This is a genomic window from Kitasatospora sp. NPDC004669, from assembly GCF_040609455.1.
GTDB lineage: Bacteria > Actinomycetota > Actinomycetes > Streptomycetales > Streptomycetaceae > Kitasatospora.
In genome coordinates this window covers 21,966-37,592 of the sequence record NZ_JBEXKB010000076.1, presented here as the reverse complement: position 1 = coordinate 37,592, position 15,627 = coordinate 21,966, and the positions used below count along the sequence as shown (strand labels likewise).

Here is a 15,627-nt window from a genome sequence, read left to right as displayed (position 1 = left end):
ATCGCGCTGATCACCGCCCTGTGGCGTTGCCCGGCCTGCCACCGAAACCCGAACGACCTCACCGGCCTTGGTCAAGGACCATGACCGAGCCCTGGCCTCTACCGTTGATCACAGCAGTACATGATGGCGGTGCCGGCAGAGTGGTGGGGGTTCGAAGTGAAGCGCCTGGGGTGGATCGCACTTGCGATGGCGTCAGCGGTGGTGAGCGGTTGCAGCAGCCACTCCGCCCGGCGCCCGGGAGCCGCTGCAGTGCCGGGTGGCACTGGTCAGGTACCCCGGCGTGGACTGGGACACTGCGGTGCCTTCGTGCGCATGGGCAGACGTCTCCACAGTAGTGAGAGCCACGGAAGGAACGTCGTCGATCCGTCCCGAGGAGGTGGACCTCGACGCCCTGGCCGCCGAGGTCAGCGCGATGCGCGATGACGTGAGGGTTGGTTAGCCAGCCCGTCACCGCACCGTGCACCACGCCGGAGGCAGCCCATCCACCTCGCCCACAATCGGGCGGCCATCGGCCGGAGCGAGTGGACGTGGACCTTCGGGCTGGGTTCGAGGCGGTGTTCCTCGGTCCGGTTGGTCAGATAAACGGTCACCCGGCCCGCTCGTCCCGCACCGAGCGGACCGCCATCAGCGCCACGATCGCCGTCACCAGTACACCGAGCACCGTCCAACCGGCCACCGTGGTGAACAGGAACCGGAACAACCCGTGGATCAGGACCCGCCCCAGGAACCGCCCGATGAACTTCATCCGCGAACCGTACCCGACACCCGGGAATGGGCCGACGAGCCCCGCCCGGGTCAGCCCAGCGCCGGCACCGGCTGCGGCGCCTGAAGGGTGTCAAAACTCCGAACAAGCCGCTGAGTTGGACCTTTCCATCGGATCGACGGGTGATCGGGCGGGGGCGGCGTGGTACTCGTCGAGAAGTCCGGCGAGCACTCGGCAGCGTCTGACCGCCACAGAGGGCATGGGGATGACGTTCGGTCCGTCGTCCAGGGCGTCGAGCTTCGCTGTCTGGTCGGGGGTGAGGTTGTCGGCCTTGCGCCGGCAGCGCATCCACGCGCCCCACCGCGTAGCCGTCGAGCTTCGCGGCGGCAGGGATGGCCAGATGGCCGTGGTGGGCGCCCCAGGCGCGGGCGTAGGAGTGACCGCGCTCCCAGGCGTTCGCGCGCTTGGACCAGATCATGCCGAGCGCGTCCAGCTCGGACACCCGGGCCACATCGCGCAGGCCCTGGCCTGCACGGTGTCAAGACTTGTGCTGCTCGTGCTCCCGGTCGGCCTGGCGCCGGTCGTACGCGGCGCGGCTGTCCGGGTTCTCCAGCGCCTCGGTCGGGCAGTGCCGCCCGGCGCGGCCGTAGCGCCACCACACCGGCCCGAGCGGCCCGTGCTCGGCGAGGAGTTCCAGGGTGGCCGCGACGATGGGCACCAAGTCGTCGTACTCGCGCCAGCCGTCGTCTGCGCGCACCTGGTGGCGGGCGACCAGCCGTGCCTGCTCGGCCCGCGCTGGGCCTGGGCGCGTTGTGCTGTCGTGGTCGCGGTGTCGTCGCGCCTGTGGTCAAGGTCGTCCCCGTCACGGGTTTGTCCCAGCGGTCGGCGACGGCGTCGACGGTGCGCGGCGGCGGTGTGAACCGGCGTCCGGGCAGGTCGGCGGCGGGGTGCGGCACGGCACGGCGGGCGACGGCGCGGGTGGTTTCCGGCCGTACATGTCACAGCACTGTCCTGGGTGCGGCCCAGGCGCAACGGTTCGTCCGGGAGAGCGGTCCTGGTCTTCGGAAACCCGCTCGCACCGAACACCAGGCACCGCCGCCCACCCGGAGGAAAACACCGTGCGCGTCCACAAGCTCGTCTTCGCCGCCCTGGCCGTCACCGCCGCCCTCTCACTCACCGCCTGCCAGGACGACGAGACGGGCACCGCACAAGGCGCCCCGACCACCGCCCCGGCCGCGACCACCGGCGCCTCCCCCGGCGGCGGTCCGGCCTCCAGCGCTCCGGCTTCGAGCGGACCGGGGAAGAACAGCACGCCGCCCACCGCCGCACCGGCCGGCTCCACCGCGGCCGGGAAGACCGCCAAGTGCCGAACCGCAGACCTGACCATCACCGCCGCGGACCGCACCATCACCGGCGACGCCGACAACACCGTCGTGGTCGAGCTGAAGAACCACAGCGGCAAGGACTGCACACTCTCCGGATACGCGGGCGTCGACCTGAAGACCTCCGCGGGCACGCTGTCCGCGAAGCGCTCCGGCGAACCGGTCGTCACAGGCGTCGTGACGAACGGCAAGTCGACCTACTTCGGCATCAGTTACCCGGCCAACACCTCGGGCGGCTCCGGCGTCCGGATCACCGGCCTGGTGGTGACCCCGCCGGACGAGACCCAGTCGGTCACCCTGCCCTGGCCGGGCACCGGCTCGCTGCCCGTCACGGACGCCGGCGGATCCCCGGTGAAGATCGGCCCGATGGGAAGCGCCGGCCAGGGCCAGTGACCGCAGGCGCCCGCCCGGGCCCGGACAGTGCCGTGGCCATCGACCGGGCAGCAGCCCGGGCGGCGGGCGATCAGATCGGCTGGTCCCGGCACACCACCGGACAAGTCCTGGTCGTCATGCCCGACAGCCTCCGACACAGACCTGCGGACGACAGAACAGCCCCGCACACACCCACCGGGGCGCAGCACCGGGCCGCTGAGAACGAACACCGACGGGCGCAACGGCTCGGCAGACGTTCTGCGGCCCGGTATGCCGCAGCGGGCCTGGCGCCACCGGAAGCGGCGGGACCTGCTGGGTTCTCCATCGCAAGCGCCTGGACCTCCGCATCGTTCGTCGGCTAGTCAAAGATGCAGCAACGCCAGTCGTGTGGGGGGATGTGGGCGGCATCAGCCCCCGACCTGCTACCCGAGCCGAGCGCCCCATGCTCTGGAACCAGCTCAAAGACGAGTACAGGGGCCCCGGCGGTGTGTGGTCAACCGGCCGCTACTTGGCCCATGAGTTCCGCGCCGAACCGGGACGCCGCATGCTCTACATCGAAGACCACTGCTGAGCGAACCGGCGGGTTGGGGATAAGACCCACCTTCACGGCCTTGGTTTGATCACCAGCGTCTCGACAGCGAACATGATCGCCCCGAGGCCGCTCCGCTGTCGGAGAATGTGAGATCCCGCAGCTCTTGATCGTCGAGTTCGCGTGCCGTCGGCTAGGAGGACCCGAGCAGGGCAAGGACCGGTGCCAGTCCGCCCGGGCGCTGATCGACCGGCAGGTGGTCAACGAAGTGCACCGGGCAGCCCAGGACCTGCGCGCCGCCGTCCGCGATGCGGTCGTCGCCGACCATCAGCACATCGGCGGGTGACAGGCCGAGCTGGTCGCAGGCGACTCTGAAGATCGCTGGGTCGGGCTTCTGTACGCCCAGCTCGAAGGAGAGCACGTAGGTGTGGACCAGCTCGTCCAGTCCGTACGCGCGGAAGATCGGCCGAAGGTCCCACCCGATGTTGCTCACCACCGCCACCGGGAACCCCCGTCCACACAGTTCACGCAGCGTCGATTCGGCGTCTGGGTAGGGCTGCCATGCGGCGGGCGTCATGTGGCGGTCGTACAGCGCCTGCGCCAACTCCGGTACTGGTAGCCCGGCTTCCCGGGCCAATGCGGTGTAGGCAGCTCGGTGCTGGTCGACACTCAGGTCTCGTTCGCGCCAGAGTGTTTCGAGGTGCGTGGGCACGTGCCTCGGTGCCGGTCCCCCTGGAAGCGCTCCGTACTCCGTCAGCCGCCGTACCAAGTCGGTGAACTCGTCGTCGGCCGGACGGCTGCCGGCCGCCGTCAGAACCGCACCGAGCCACTCTGCGGTCGACTCGATGCGCAGCAGTGTGCCGGAGAAGTCGAACATCACTCCTTGGATCATGTCGTGATCGTAAAGCGGTCGAGCTGCCGGTGGGGCCGTCATCAGCCATGGACCAACCACAGGTAGAGGTTGGAGAACGAGCGCACGGCGCTCACCGCGCCGCTGGTCGTCATCAACGACATCACCGCCGACCTGGCGCTGCTGCGCGAGGCGATCGACCAGGCCCTCGCCATCGGCGCAGCCGCCCGGCCGACGGCGCGGCGCAGCCCGCGCGGGATCGGGGGACGATCACCGCAGGCCCACCGGAACGAGAGCGGACACGGCGGCCGCCCGAGGAAAGCCGGCGCCCGCGAAAGCCCCGGGGGGTGCGGGCAGCCGGACGACACCCGCGCGCACGGCGGCCGCCGTCGGCGACTGACCGACGCACAGAGTGTGCTGGCCGTCCTCGGACAGGGCAAGGGCCCGCTGCGGGCCAGGGAGGTGACCGTCCTGCTCGGACTCGACGACCAGAACGGAGCGCTCGACGCGGTGCGCACGATGCTCGAACGCCTCGCCAAGACCGGACGGGCGCAGCGGACGGGCCGCGGCTTGTACGACGCGGTGGCCGGCTGACGGCCGTCACGCTGGCGGACCTGGCTGATTCGGGTGGTGCCGATGGGTACGTCGGCACCACCCCGGCCCGTTGAGGGGATTTGCGCGGACGCTCCTCCCGCTCCTTACGGCTGGTCGGCCCGCCGCTGCGGTTGCGGGCGGCTTTGCCCGGGTCTTGCGCCGGGACCACCCTCAGCCCAGCCCGACGATGTCGATCACGTGCAGGTCCGGACGGTGTCTGCTGGCTCGTCGCCGGTGCCGCCATCGACGCCGGCGCGCTGCTTCCCTGGCCCGCCACGGGACCGTCGTGGCCGCCCGCCGGCGCCGCACACGCGGTCAGCCCCAGCGCAGCAGCGCAGCCCCCCGCCGTGGCCCTGCCGGTCCTGCTCCTCCAAGATCCTTCCGCCGTGGTGCCGCAAGTCGCCGAAGGTCAGCGAGGTACTCCCGCTGCTCCACCTGCACGGCCTGTCGTCCGGCGACTTCGTGCCCGCACCGGAGCAGTTCCTCGGCAGCGCGGCCGGCCTGTCGCCGGTGACCGTGACCCGGCTGACCAGGCAGTGGCAGGATGGTCACGCCGTCTTCCAAGGCCGGGACCTGTCGGACCGCGACTTTGTCCACGTGTGGGCCGACGGGGTCCACCCGACGGTCCGGCTGGGCCAGGTGCGCTCGTGCGTCCTGGTGCTGCTCGGGGTCCGTCCAGACGGCACCAAGGAGCTGATCGCGTTGGCCGAGGAGCTTCGGGAGTCCACCCGAGCGTGCCCGACGGGTCGGCACAGCCCCTGCGACTCTCCCGGCTACGCTCGCTCGGGAGCGCCCCGCGGCGCGTGGCCGCGGGGCGCCTTGTGGGGTTCAGTCGACCGGCTGCCCGTTGTACGTACCGCCCACGCAGGGGTTGCCCGGCAAGTCGATCCGGGGCGTTCCGCCGCCCTTCTCGCACTGAGAAGGGGTGACGTAGGACGGGGCACCCTGTGCGGTGGCGGCCGTGGCGGTGGCGGCGCCTGTGAGGCCGAGTCCGGCCAGGGCTGCCGTGGCAGTGACGGCGGCGAGCATTCGTCGAATGCGCATGTGGTTCCCCTTTCACGGATTGCCTCGGTTGGGGCACTAATCAGCCTGATCTTCATCCATGTGGGTGGCACGTCATGTTGCGCCATTCGGGTGACAGTTCTGTCGGGTGCGGGGTCGGTGACGCGACCCGCCGGACAGGCCATCTACAGGGCGTTTTGTCAAGCGGTACAGGGGTGACCTGCCACCGGCGTGGTGGGCTGGCGGCCTCGGCCCGGCTGCGCAGGAAAGCGGCCCGGGTCGTGCTCTGCCGCTCGGGCGCGGGCGGGACGCCGTGCGAGGGGAGGATCTCCCGGACGGTGGAGGCGGCGACCTTGATGCCGAGGGCTGCGAGTTCACCGTGGATGCGCCGGTAGCCCCACGAGCTGTTCTCGCGGGCCAGGCGCAGGACCGGGGCGTGGATCGACCGGACGGTGGGCGGGCGCCCGCGACGCTTCGGTGTGCAGGTGCGGCATGGCGCCGCTCGAGCGGGTCGCGGTGCCACCACAGGACCGTGTCCGGGCGGACCGGCGACACAAGGCGCCGCAGCCTGTCGGTGGGCGTCCGTGCCGCCCCGCGGGGAAGACAACCACGAGGCCGACAGACGCGACCCGCGGCCAGGTGACAAGGCTGCGACCAGGCCGGATGATTTATCGGCACCCACACTGCTCAACGAGAACCACATCGCATCGATCCCGCATCCTCAGCCTCCACGGGAAACCCCCAGATCAGCGGCCTGATCGGAGTTCTGACACCCTTCAGGCGTGCATGGCCCTTCTTCTGTGACTCCGGCCCTCGCCGTCTGCGAAGCAGTTGGAGCGGCGCCGGGCGACGTGAGGAGCCCGCGTCCGCTGCGTGGAGTGCGGCAGCGGGCGCGGGCACGACGGGTTTACCCGGGGGCGGGATGCCCGGCCGGGTGGGTTACAGGGTGCTGCACTGGCCGGTGCGGGCGGCGGTGACGGTGTTGGGGTGGCCGTCGTTGGTGGGGGGCGGGGTGTTGCCCGAGCAGGCCAGGGAACCTCCGATGGTGTTGCCTTCGATCTCGGGGCGGTTGTCCTCGGGGAAGGGCCCGGTGCCGGTGTTGCCGGTGACCAGCAGGGTTCCGCCGATGTGGTTGCCGACGGTCTCCAGACCGCCGGTGTTGTTGCTCAGCTGGACCGACGACTGGATCTGGTTGACGGCGCAGTGGTCGTCGCCGGGATCGCCGATGACGACGAACCTGCTGGCTCCACTGGCGGTGAGGGAGCCGGTGACGGTGGTGCCGCACACCCCGACCAGGGTGGAGCCGAAGGAGGTGACGCTGCCCTGGACGGTGGAGTTGCCGATGAACAGGGCGGTGCCCGCGCCGGCTGTGACGCTGCCGTGGACGGTGGAGTCGAGGATGCAGGTGCTCTCGCCGGTGGCGATGACGCTGGACACGGAGCCGGTGACGGTGCGCGTGCAGTTGACCGTCTGGGTGGCGCTTTCCGCGGCGGGGGCCGCGTAGGTGGCGTCGCCGCTGTACTGGGCGGTCAGGGTGTGGGTGCCGGGCAGCAGGTTCGACCAGGTCAGCTGGGCCTGGGCGCAGTGGTCGCCTCCGCCGGGGGACAGTGGGGCGGTGCCCAGGGTGGCGCCGCCGTCGGTGAAGGTGACGGTGCCGGTCGGGATCGCGGTGGAGTTGGGGCAGACGGTGTCGGTGAGCGTGACCGGGTGCCCGAAGAGCGACGGGGTCGGGGAGGCCGTCAACGTGGTCATCACGGCGGGGGTGACCGTGAATGTGAGGCCGGTACTGCCGGTACTGCTGGTGCTAGCGGTCCTGCCGGAGTCAGTGGTGGCGGTGCCACCGGGTTTGGTGAGGCCGGCGGTGAAGGCGTCGATCATCGGCACCGTCCCGTCGTTGACCCGGGCGACGTAGGTACGCTGAACCGTGGCGGTCCAGGCTGTGGCCAGGACAATTGCCAGGACGGCCAGCCCGGTTAGCGTGACCGCCCCCGTCCTGCGGGCCCGTACCCTCAGCCACAATCGAAACATGCCGCCCGTACCTCCCGTGCCGCGACTTGCTCCGGCCCGCCCTCTCTCATGTTTGAACACCGGCATCTCCGCTTCCAACCGTCGATGACGAGCCGTAGGCACTCACCGTGACATGGACATTTCTTTACGCTTCCGTGAGTGGGCTCGCGAATACAACACGACGGTGATCGCGGCGAGCACACGGAGTCGACGAACACAGCGGTGGGCGAGTGGCGTGCCGAGGCCGGAGCTCCGGCGAGGATGGCGCCGGCGCAGAAGGAGCGGTGACGCGCTTGATGAGGACCGTCATGCGTCGCTCACGGAGCAGGTCAGCCGGCTGCGGGGGCGGGGCCTGGTTGGAGTGGTCATCGGCGGCGCCGGAGGAACTTGGAGAGCAGAAGGCATAGAGCGGTGAGGGCGAGGACCGAGAGCCCGGCGACCGCGGGGGTGGGCAAGTGCCCTTGCTGGGCGACCGACGCGGCGACCGATCCGACGCTACCGGGAGTCGTTGGGAAGGTGATGGTGGCGCGGGTGGTGTGCTCGACCAGGCCGCTCTTGAGCGTGAGCTCCACGGCCCACGGGCCGTTCGGCAGCGGTGCGTCCAGCGGGACGGCCGCCTCCGCGAGGTCGCCCGGAGCCAGTGTGGTGCCCTTGGCGGCCGAGAACGGTCCGGCGTGCAGTCCGCCCGGCCCGTCGAAGAGGGAGAGTGCCCCGCTGATGTCCAGGGCACGGCCCCCCGTGTTGTGGATCCGGGCGCGAACCTCTCCCCGCCCGTCGCGGGCTCGGGTCGGATAGATCCGCTCGATCTTGAAGTCCGAGGGTGGCTCACCACCGGGACCGACGTCGATGTACATGCGGACGCCCACCCGGCCCAGCATCGTCAGATTGTGCGAGCGGTCCGTGGGGGTGCTTGTCTGCGCCCAGATGACGCCGTATCGCTCCCCGGCGGCGGCGTCCCTGGGCACCTGGATGGTGGTGCGTACCCGCGCCGTTTCGGAGGCCGCCAGCTCAAGGTCCGCCGTATCGAGTGATGTCCAGCCGGTCAGCTCGTTGGGGGTGCGCTCCGGCGCGAGGGTGAACTCACCCTTCGCGATGGTGGCTGCCGCGGCGTAGACGTTGACGTGCATCGGTGTGGACGACTTGTTGGTGATTTCCACCCGCCGCTCGATGGTCGAGCCGGGTGCGACGTGGTCGACGATGTAGGCGTGCGCTCTGGGATCGGCACGGCGGTTCTCCGGAGCGTCGAGCAGCTTGATACCGATGGTCCTGCCCGCAGCCGGGTCCTGGGGGGAGGGCGCCCCGTGCCCCGCCGCCGGCATCACCCCGGCGGCCTGTACGAAGGCCAGCATCAGCAGGAGAACCCAGTACCGGCGCGCACCCTTCATTCCGTCAGGCAACGGATTGGGTCAGCGTTCCGGTGTAGGTTCCGGCGACGGCGCCGGCCGGCACGCTGACGGCGACTGTCGGGTCCCAGGACGCGGTGTTGTCTCCGACACCGGCGCTCCCGGTGAGTACCGTCTGCGCGGCATTGCTCAGCGTCACGTTCGTTGTAGTGACGGTAATGGTACCGGTCGTCGTCACCGTCCCGACCGAGTAGGTAGCGTTGGTGGCGGGAATCGTCGACGCGCCGTTCACGAAGTCCGTCTCCGCCGCGGTTACCGTCCAGGAGGCCGAGGCGAGGGCACGGTCGTCGGTGACGGTACAGGGACCGATCGGCGCGCTGATCGTGGTGCCGGGCGCTCCCGAGCCGAGGGTGGCACTGACCGGTACCGACAGCGACAATGCGCCGGACGTGACGGTGAACGTGACCGTGGTGCTGGGGTCGTCCGCCGCGATGGCGAGGCTCGGCTGGACCATGATGAGAGTAGCGGCTGCGGCCGCGACAGACAGGATTCGTGTGCGCACGGTAACTCCCGAGGTAGCCACCCGCCAGCGGACATCCTGGCTGACGGCGGACATGCTGGTTGACGCGACTCGGACGGTCGGGAGCGGCCTGTTCACACAAGCCGACGGGATCCGCGTGCATGGCGCCGCAGGGCCCTGATACCGCCGAGACTGTGGTGCTTGATCGAGAAGCTCCGGTATCAGGGGCCGACCCGGTCGTAGCGGAGCGCGGTGAAGCCAACGCCGTCGGAGTAAACCTGTGCGATAGCGGCCGCCCCGACGGCGTTGATCTCCTGCGCCTGCAGCCGGATCGTCGTCGGCCCGCTGACCCTGATCAGCTCGCTGATCGGCGCAGTCGCGTTACCGCCGTCAACGGCGGTGCCCGGGTGCGGTTTCTCGTCGATGATCTGGTACACGAGCCGCTCGCTCTCCGGCACCTCGGCGCCGGAGGTGACGTTCCACAGCCGCGCGCTCATGAACACGTTGAGCGGCGCCGTGCCCTGGAGGCGTCCGCGGACGTCCGCGTCGAGCTCGTACGTGCCGGCCCGGGGAAGCGTGACCTCCAACGGGGTATCGGTCCACGTGCCGGGCGGCAGGTCGACGATCGTGTGCAGCTTCGCGATCCCCCTGTCCGCACTCGGTGCGGCCGGGGCCGCACTCACGTTGCCCTGCGCGGCTACCACGGTCATGGCGCCCACGAGCAGCACGGCCGCGGTGGCAGTGAGACCGGTACGCGGGGTTGGCATGGTTCCTCCCGAACGAAGGCGATGGAATGTGCCTCTGACAAGGTAGAAATCACCCACAGCAGGGCCCATCGCCCGAACGGGTGAGGGCCGCTCGCACATCAAGCACACGCGCTGCGGGCGTACGCCTACTCGGGCCGGCCCGGCTCGCTCGCGGACCGGGTGGCCGCGCTGAAGGAGATCGACCCGGACTGGAACCCCACCTGGCCGCTGGACCGGCAGCGCCACTACGTCGGGGTCCGCAGGTACCTGGCGGGCAGGGCGCAGCTGGGCCGGTCTGCTGTCGGGGGTGACGATCCATGAGCTGGACGTCGGCGGTGGCACCGTTCCGTGCGAGCGTCCGGGAACGGAGCGAAGCGCGGCCGGGTCCCGGGAAGCAGGGGGGTGTTCCGCGGGGCCTGGCCGGTAGGAGGCCGGCAGCGCCGAGCCGCGGCACGGCTGCTCTGCCCGGCGGCCATGGCCGGTACAGCGCCAAGGGGCGTTAATGCCAGCGCGGCGGCAAGCGCCGAAGCGCGCTCAGGAAGTAGGCGCCGGTGTACCGGGAGGGGCGCTGGCGCAGCAAGGTTCCCTGGATGTCCTCCAGCTCCAGCATCTGGGCCTCGGCATTCGCTGTCGGATCTGCCATCGCGATGGTGCCTTCCTGGATGCGTGCCCGGACGCGCGGTGAGGCTCAGCGGTACGGGGGGACGTCGTCCGCGGCGCGTGGCTCGCGGCGTTCCTGCTGGTTGAGCCGGTGGCGCAGGGTGGAGGAGCGGCGGTAGACCTCCTTGCGGGCCCGCATGATGCTGCCCAGCGGCCGGTGAGCTTCTGGTACGCGCCAAGGGGTGAAGGACAGCGCGTCCATCCGCTTCAGGTTCTCCTCCCCGGAGATGTCCTGCTGGGGCAGGCGCAGCCTGGCCACCGTGACGTATGCGGACAGTTGCTCGGGCCATTCGACCGTCAGGTCCTCCACCGGCATCCGCTCCAGGTCGGCACAGAGCTGGACCTGGAGGTCGAAGGTGTAGGGCCGCTCGCTCAGCTCGGCCACCAGCGCGGGCCGGAAGACCTCCGCGGCCGAGGCCAGGTCCATCTCCCGCCGGACCACGGCGGCCGCGCAGCCGGGATCCGGTGTCAGGCGCACCTTGGCGATGTAGTCGCCGCGCCGCACCGCGCCCATCGTGGTGTAGGTGGACAGCAGGACGTTGACCAAGGGCCGCTGCGAGACGATGAGGAAGGTCAAGAACTCCTCCCACGCCCACTCGTCCTCGCTGAGGGTGCCCTTGCCGGTCACGTAGTCACGGTAGAAACGGTGCCGGCCGCTCTTGCCCTGGGCGAAGTACTCGCCGGCCGAGAGGAACAACTCCTGGATGAACAGGTAGTGCTCCACGGTGTTGCAGAAGAACACCGGTGCGTTGATCGTGTTGTAGTCGAACGTCCGACTGTCCGGCTCGTCCTCCAATAGCGTGGGACCGTCGATGTCGAACATCTTCAACGCCAGCCCGGTCGCGCGCCCCAAGCGGGCGTCGGCCCCGGCGTGGGGCGAGCCATTGGAGAACCGCACCAGAGCGTCGTGCCTGCCCGGGCGAGCGTAGATACCCTGCGCGTACTCGGCGGGAAGACCGTCGAGGATCTCCACTTCCCCCCTGACCAGCCCGTAGCCCTTGGCGTGCGCGTCGCGGACCGCCTGACCGGTGCCCTCCGCCGACACCGACTCGGTGATGTACCGCTCCATCCTCGCGATCACGGTCTGCACATGCTCCGCGAAACCAGGCTCCGCGATCTCCACGTCCGTTGTGTAGGGGACGAACCGCGACGGCATGACTCGACCGCTCCTTCCCGCCCGTGAGCGGGCTTGCCAAGGGACGACACGATGCCCGGCGGCACGGCGCTGGGCCAGGTGAGTCCGGCAGCCACCAGATCACGAGGGGCGCCTCGGTGACGCTTGAGGTCCCTCACTGGGCAACACGATTCAGCGACGCATGGCCGCAGCTCCTTGTCCAGGTTAGGCACATCCGGCCGGCCTGTTGACGGACGCGGGGCTTGATGTGCCGGCGGGACCACCCGTTCGCCTCTCCCGCGGCACGCCGGTCACGACCGAAAGGTGGGAGGCGATGCGATGCGTGAGCGCCGGTCAGTGAGCGAGTGCCGCCTTGGTCACCACGATGACCGCGCCGAGAAGGAGGTCGACGGCACCGTTGACGAGCACCATGCGGCGGGAGACACCGGCCCGGACCACGGAAAGGGTCGCCCAGCCGACCTGCTCGCAGGCCAGGGGTTGTCAGGCATCAGCCCGGCGCCCACGCGACCAGCACGAAACCCACCACCGTGACCGCACCGCTCTGTCTGAAGGTCTTACGGACCACACGATGACCAGGCGGCCGTCACGTCAGACAGCCCAGAGCCCCACTGGAGGGCCGACCGCCTCCACATCGGACGAGGGGTTCTCTGAATCTTCCGGCAGCCCGGCGGGGCCGACCAGAGCGGCGACCCGGCGGCGGTGAAGACCAGGGCGACTGGCGGGTACCCGGCTCGGGTGTGCCCGGGGTAGGCCCGGCACCACCAGTGCACCGTGCGGCCGGCGCTCTCCTCGCCAGCCAGGGCCGGGTCGTTGTCGCGGGCCTTCACGCGGAACAGTTCGCGGTAGGCGGTGAACTTCGCCGCGTCCCGGGGCGGGGGCCGTGGTGGAGCGGTCGACCTCGACCGTGAGGACCGGCACGCCGATCTCCGGGGCCTGCCACACGCCGTCCGGGCGCACCTTGCGCTTGCCGCCGGGCAGCGGGAACTCGGTCTCGGTGGACCAGGAGCGCACGGTGCCGACGCCGCCCGCGGCCCCGGGCGCGGTGCCGTCGAGGACGAAGGCGAGCACGGTCTCGTTGACCGCCATCGCGTGCTGGGCTCCGGAGCGGCCGGCGCCCCAGGCCGTGCCGCCCATCTCCCAGCGGACCATCCCGAGTACCGAAGCAACGGCGTCCAGCCCGGCGGCGCCTTCGAGTCGCCACGTCTTGTGCCGGTCCTTGCTGTTGCCGTCGGAGGCGACCAGGCCGTGCAGCGCGAGGTCGCCGAGCGCCCGCCGGACCGCCCTGTTCGACGCCGCCTGCGGGCGCAGCAGCCGTTGGAGCCGGTCGGCGGTGGCGACCTTGAGGACACCGAGCGCGGCGAGGACGTCGGCGCGCAAGCTCGTGGTCGAGCCGTTGGGGTAGTCGGCGCCGCGCCGGTACGCGGTCCGGCCCCGCCGGACCGGCCGGGTCGGCTGCCCGCCGTCGCCGGCCGGCCGCGCCGGTCGTCCTGGTCGTGGCCGTCGTTGTGGTCGTCGGGCTGGGCTGGGCGCTGATGGGTGCTCACGGGCTTCTCCCGGTGGTCGTGGTCGCTGCTGCCTCTGAGGGATATCCGGCGCTCCTGACAGCGGCCAAGCCCGTTGTCGGCCCGCGCGCCGCGCCCGGGCGCCCGGCAGGGGTCCTGGCTCAGCTCGGCAGCTGCAATCGGAACAGGGCGCCGCCGCCGCGGGCCGCTTCGGCGGTGAGCTGGGCACCGTGTGCCTGGGCGATCTGGCGCGCCATCGCGAGCCCGAGCCCGGAGCCGGGCAGCGCCCGCGCGGCCGAGGCCCGGTAGAAGCGGTCGAAGACGTACGGCAGGTCCTCCGGCGCGATGCCGGGTCCGTGGTCGCGGACGGTCAGTTCCAGCTCGGCGGTGAGCCGCACCTCGACCGTGCCGCCCGCCGGGCTGAACTTGGCCGCGTTGTCCAGCAGGTTGGAGACCAGTCGGGCGAGCCGGGCCGGCACGCCGGGGACGGTGCGCTGCCCGGCGTCGTTCGCCAGGTCGAACCGGATCGCGGGCCAGTGGTCGCGCGCGGCGGCCACGCAGTGCTCGACCAGCGGGCCCACCCGGACCTCTTCGAGCAGCGGGGGCGGCTCCTCGTCGCGGGCCAGCTCGATCAGGTCGTTCACCAGGCCCGTCACCTCGCGCAGCTGGCGGCGCAGCGCGGCGGCCGCCCGCTCGCGCTGGCTGTCGGTCAGCCGGTCGGCGCGGGAGAGGAGTTCGGCATTGGTGCGCAGCGCGGTGAGCGGGGTGCGCAGCTCGTGCGAGGCGTCCGCGACCAGCCGGCGTTGGGCGGCCACGGACTGTTCCAGCTCGCCCAGCATGGTGTTGAAGCTGCCGGCCAGCCTGGTCAGTTCGTCCTCCCGACGGCCGGGCGGCAGCTCGATCCGCAGCCCGGCGTCGCGGGTGTCGGCGATCCGCTCGGCGGTCCTGGTCAGCCGGGTGACCGGGGCGAGGCCGGTGCGGGCGACCGTGTGGCCGAGGGCCGCGGCCAGCAGCACCCCCACCGCCGCCACGGCCGCCATCAGCTCGCCGGCCTGCCGCACCCCTTCCTGGACGCTGTCGGCGCGCAGCGCCACCTGGACCGCCTGCCGGGTGCCGGACGGCGCCGTGAGCATCGGTGTGGTGAGTATCCGGGCCGGGTGGCCGCCGATGGTGAGGTCGGTGAAGTAGCCGCCGCGCAGCCGGTCCGCGACCTGGCGGGTGGCCTGGGTGACCGGCAACAGGTACGGCTGGGCCGGGTCCCTGCCCGGGTCGGCGGGCACGATCTGCGCACACGCGGGAGCGGCCAGGTAGTTGCACTCGCCGTAGACCACCTGGGGGCCCTGGCCGCGGTGCTGCTGTTGCACCAGGGTGGCCTGCTGGGTGAGGTGCTGGTCCAGCTGGCTGTCGAGCTCGTAGCGGACGATGCTGAACGCCGCCGCGCTGATCCCGAGCGCCACCACCGCGACCGCGGCGGTGCAGGTGAGCGCCAGCCGGGTGCGCAGCGGGCGGCGGCGGCGCCAGCGGGCGTGCGCCGTCACGGCCGGTCCAGCTTGTACCCGACCCCGTGCACGGTGTGCACCAGCCGCGGCTCGCCGCCGGCCTCCAGTTTGCGGCGCAGGTAACCGACGTACACCGCCAGCGAGTTGGAATCGGGCCCGAAGTCCGATCCCCAGACCCGTTCCATGATCACTTCGCGCGGCAGCACCTGGCCGGGGTGGCGCAGCAGCACCTCCAGCAGCGCGAACTCGGTACGCGAGAAGTCCACCGGGCGCTCGCCACGGGTCCCGGTGCGGGTGACCGGGTCGACCACCAGGTCGGCGAACTGGTAGCTGGGTTCCTCGGGCGCCGGTGCGCTGCGCCGCAGCAGGGCGCGCAGCCGGGCGGTCAGCTCGTCCAGGGCGAACGGCTTGACCAGGTAGTCGTCCGCGCCGGCGTCGAGGCCGTCGACGCGCTCGCTCACCGAGTCGCGGGCGGTCAGCACCAGGATCGGGATCCGGTCGCCCAGTGCCCGTAGCCGGCGGCAGACGGCCAGGCCGTCGAGGGCGGGCATCATCAGGTCGAGCACCATGGCGTCGGGCTGCCAGCGGGCCACCTCGGTCAGTGCCGCCAGTCCGTCCGCGGCGCCCAGCACCTGGTAGCCCTCGACCGCCAGACCGTCCTCGACGGCGGCGCGAACCTCCGGGTCGTCGTCCACGACCAGCACCCTCTGCCCGTTGCTCATGCGGGCAACCCTCTCAAATCGACTCTGAGAACCCTCTTAGATCGGCTCAGCAGGCTGCGGT

General features: G+C 71.1%; 15 protein-coding genes and 2 pseudogenes. 3 read left to right on the top strand and 14 right to left on the bottom strand.

What is annotated here, in order from left to right; all coding sequences use genetic code 11:
* Positions 1–586 precede the first annotated feature (586 nt).
* Both ABZW30_RS39030 and ABZW30_RS39025 read right to left on the bottom strand, forming a co-directional pair.
* Positions 587–745 carry a hypothetical protein gene (locus ABZW30_RS39030; RefSeq protein ID WP_355676035.1) on the bottom strand — a complete coding sequence of 53 codons (159 nt, stop codon included), beginning with the start codon at positions 743–745 and terminating at the stop codon, positions 587–589.
* A gap of 496 nt (positions 746–1,241) precedes the next feature.
* Positions 1,242–1,460: a hypothetical protein gene (locus ABZW30_RS39025; RefSeq protein WP_355676034.1), complete on the bottom strand. Its 219-nt coding sequence runs from the start codon at positions 1,458–1,460 to the stop codon at positions 1,242–1,244.
* A 361-nt stretch (positions 1,461–1,821) separates the two neighbouring features.
* Here ABZW30_RS39025 and ABZW30_RS39020 point away from each other — a divergent pair, with 361 nt between their 5' ends.
* Entirely contained in the window at positions 1,822–2,478 is a 657-nt protein-coding gene (locus ABZW30_RS39020) for a DUF4232 domain-containing protein (RefSeq protein ID WP_355676033.1), read from the top strand.
* A gap of 701 nt (positions 2,479–3,179) precedes the next feature.
* Here the strand turns inward: ABZW30_RS39020 and ABZW30_RS39015 are convergent.
* Positions 3,180–3,878, bottom strand: a complete 699-nt coding sequence (locus ABZW30_RS39015) for an HAD-IA family hydrolase (protein ID WP_355676032.1) — start codon at positions 3,876–3,878, stop codon at positions 3,180–3,182.
* Positions 3,879–3,947: 69 nt separating this feature from the next.
* On the opposite strand from ABZW30_RS39015, the gene ABZW30_RS39010 reads away from it, so the two are divergent.
* On the top strand, positions 3,948–4,430 hold the full coding sequence (locus ABZW30_RS39010; protein WP_355676031.1) for a hypothetical protein: 483 nt from the start codon (positions 3,948–3,950) through the stop codon (positions 4,428–4,430).
* Positions 4,431–4,796: 366 nt separating this feature from the next.
* A pseudogene (locus ABZW30_RS39005) lies at positions 4,797–5,165 on the top strand (transposase); the annotation flags it as partial.
* Between the two features lie 93 nt (positions 5,166–5,258).
* On the opposite strand, the gene ABZW30_RS39000 reads toward ABZW30_RS39005, so the two are convergent.
* The 11 genes and pseudogenes from ABZW30_RS39000 to ABZW30_RS38950 all read right to left on the bottom strand — a co-directional run bounded on the left by ABZW30_RS39000 (position 5,259) and on the right by ABZW30_RS38950 (position 15,566).
* Entirely contained in the window at positions 5,259–5,474 is a 216-nt protein-coding gene (locus tag ABZW30_RS39000; RefSeq protein WP_355676030.1) for a hypothetical protein, read from the bottom strand.
* 202 nt (positions 5,475–5,676) lie between these two features.
* Positions 5,677–5,999, bottom strand: a pseudogene (locus ABZW30_RS38995) (integrase); the annotation flags it as partial.
* A 372-nt stretch (positions 6,000–6,371) separates the two neighbouring features.
* Positions 6,372–7,460, bottom strand: a complete 1,089-nt coding sequence (locus ABZW30_RS38990; RefSeq protein ID WP_355676029.1) for an Ig-like domain-containing protein — start codon at positions 7,458–7,460, stop codon at positions 6,372–6,374.
* Positions 7,461–7,804: 344 nt separating this feature from the next.
* A complete protein-coding gene (locus ABZW30_RS38985; RefSeq protein ID WP_355676028.1) occupies positions 7,805–8,824 on the bottom strand; it encodes a peptidase in 1,020 nt (339 codons plus the stop codon).
* 4 nt (positions 8,825–8,828) lie between these two features.
* Positions 8,829–9,344, bottom strand: a complete 516-nt coding sequence (locus ABZW30_RS38980; RefSeq protein WP_355676027.1) for a hypothetical protein — start codon at positions 9,342–9,344, stop codon at positions 8,829–8,831.
* A gap of 179 nt (positions 9,345–9,523) precedes the next feature.
* Positions 9,524–10,012: a hypothetical protein gene (locus ABZW30_RS38975; RefSeq protein WP_355676026.1), complete on the bottom strand. Its 489-nt coding sequence runs from the start codon at positions 10,010–10,012 to the stop codon at positions 9,524–9,526.
* A 535-nt stretch (positions 10,013–10,547) separates the two neighbouring features.
* Positions 10,548–10,691 carry a hypothetical protein gene (locus tag ABZW30_RS38970; RefSeq protein ID WP_355676025.1) on the bottom strand — a complete coding sequence of 48 codons (144 nt, stop codon included), beginning with the start codon at positions 10,689–10,691 and terminating at the stop codon, positions 10,548–10,550.
* Positions 10,692–10,736: 45 nt separating this feature from the next.
* Positions 10,737–11,864: a catalase family protein gene (locus tag ABZW30_RS38965; RefSeq protein WP_355676024.1), complete on the bottom strand. Its 1,128-nt coding sequence runs from the start codon at positions 11,862–11,864 to the stop codon at positions 10,737–10,739.
* A 567-nt stretch (positions 11,865–12,431) separates the two neighbouring features.
* The gene (locus ABZW30_RS38960) at positions 12,432–13,220 is read right to left on the bottom strand and encodes a replication-relaxation family protein (RefSeq protein WP_355676023.1); all 789 of its coding nucleotides are present in this window, start codon (positions 13,218–13,220) and stop codon (positions 12,432–12,434) included.
* Between the two features lie 286 nt (positions 13,221–13,506).
* Positions 13,507–14,883 (bottom strand): HAMP domain-containing sensor histidine kinase, encoded by a 1,377-nt coding sequence (locus ABZW30_RS38955; protein ID WP_355676022.1) that lies wholly within the window; start codon positions 14,881–14,883, stop codon positions 13,507–13,509.
* On the bottom strand, positions 14,880–15,566 hold the full coding sequence (locus tag ABZW30_RS38950; RefSeq protein ID WP_355676021.1) for a response regulator transcription factor: 687 nt from the start codon (positions 15,564–15,566) through the stop codon (positions 14,880–14,882). Before ABZW30_RS38950 ends, ABZW30_RS38955 begins: the two co-directional genes overlap by 4 nt.
* Between the last annotated feature and the right edge of the window lie 61 nt (positions 15,567–15,627).

Coding starts and splice junctions, on each gene's coding strand:
- ABZW30_RS38970 (WP_355676025.1), bottom strand. CDS start 10,691: ATGGCAGATCCGACAGCGAATGCCGAGGCCCAGATGCTGGAGCTGGAG.
- ABZW30_RS39030 (WP_355676035.1), bottom strand. CDS start 745: ATGAAGTTCATCGGGCGGTTCCTGGGGCGGGTCCTGATCCACGGGTTG.
- ABZW30_RS38965 (WP_355676024.1), bottom strand. CDS start 11,864: ATGCCGTCGCGGTTCGTCCCCTACACAACGGACGTGGAGATCGCGGAG.
- ABZW30_RS38975 (WP_355676026.1), bottom strand. CDS start 10,012: ATGACCGTGGTAGCCGCGCAGGGCAACGTGAGTGCGGCCCCGGCCGCA.
- ABZW30_RS39000 (WP_355676030.1), bottom strand. CDS start 5,474: ATGCGCATTCGACGAATGCTCGCCGCCGTCACTGCCACGGCAGCCCTG.
- ABZW30_RS39015 (WP_355676032.1), bottom strand. CDS start 3,878: ATGATCCAAGGAGTGATGTTCGACTTCTCCGGCACACTGCTGCGCATC.
- ABZW30_RS38950 (WP_355676021.1), bottom strand. CDS start 15,566: ATGAGCAACGGGCAGAGGGTGCTGGTCGTGGACGACGACCCGGAGGTT.
- ABZW30_RS38985 (WP_355676028.1), bottom strand. CDS start 8,824: ATGAAGGGTGCGCGCCGGTACTGGGTTCTCCTGCTGATGCTGGCCTTC.
- ABZW30_RS38990 (WP_355676029.1), bottom strand. CDS start 7,460: ATGTTTCGATTGTGGCTGAGGGTACGGGCCCGCAGGACGGGGGCGGTC.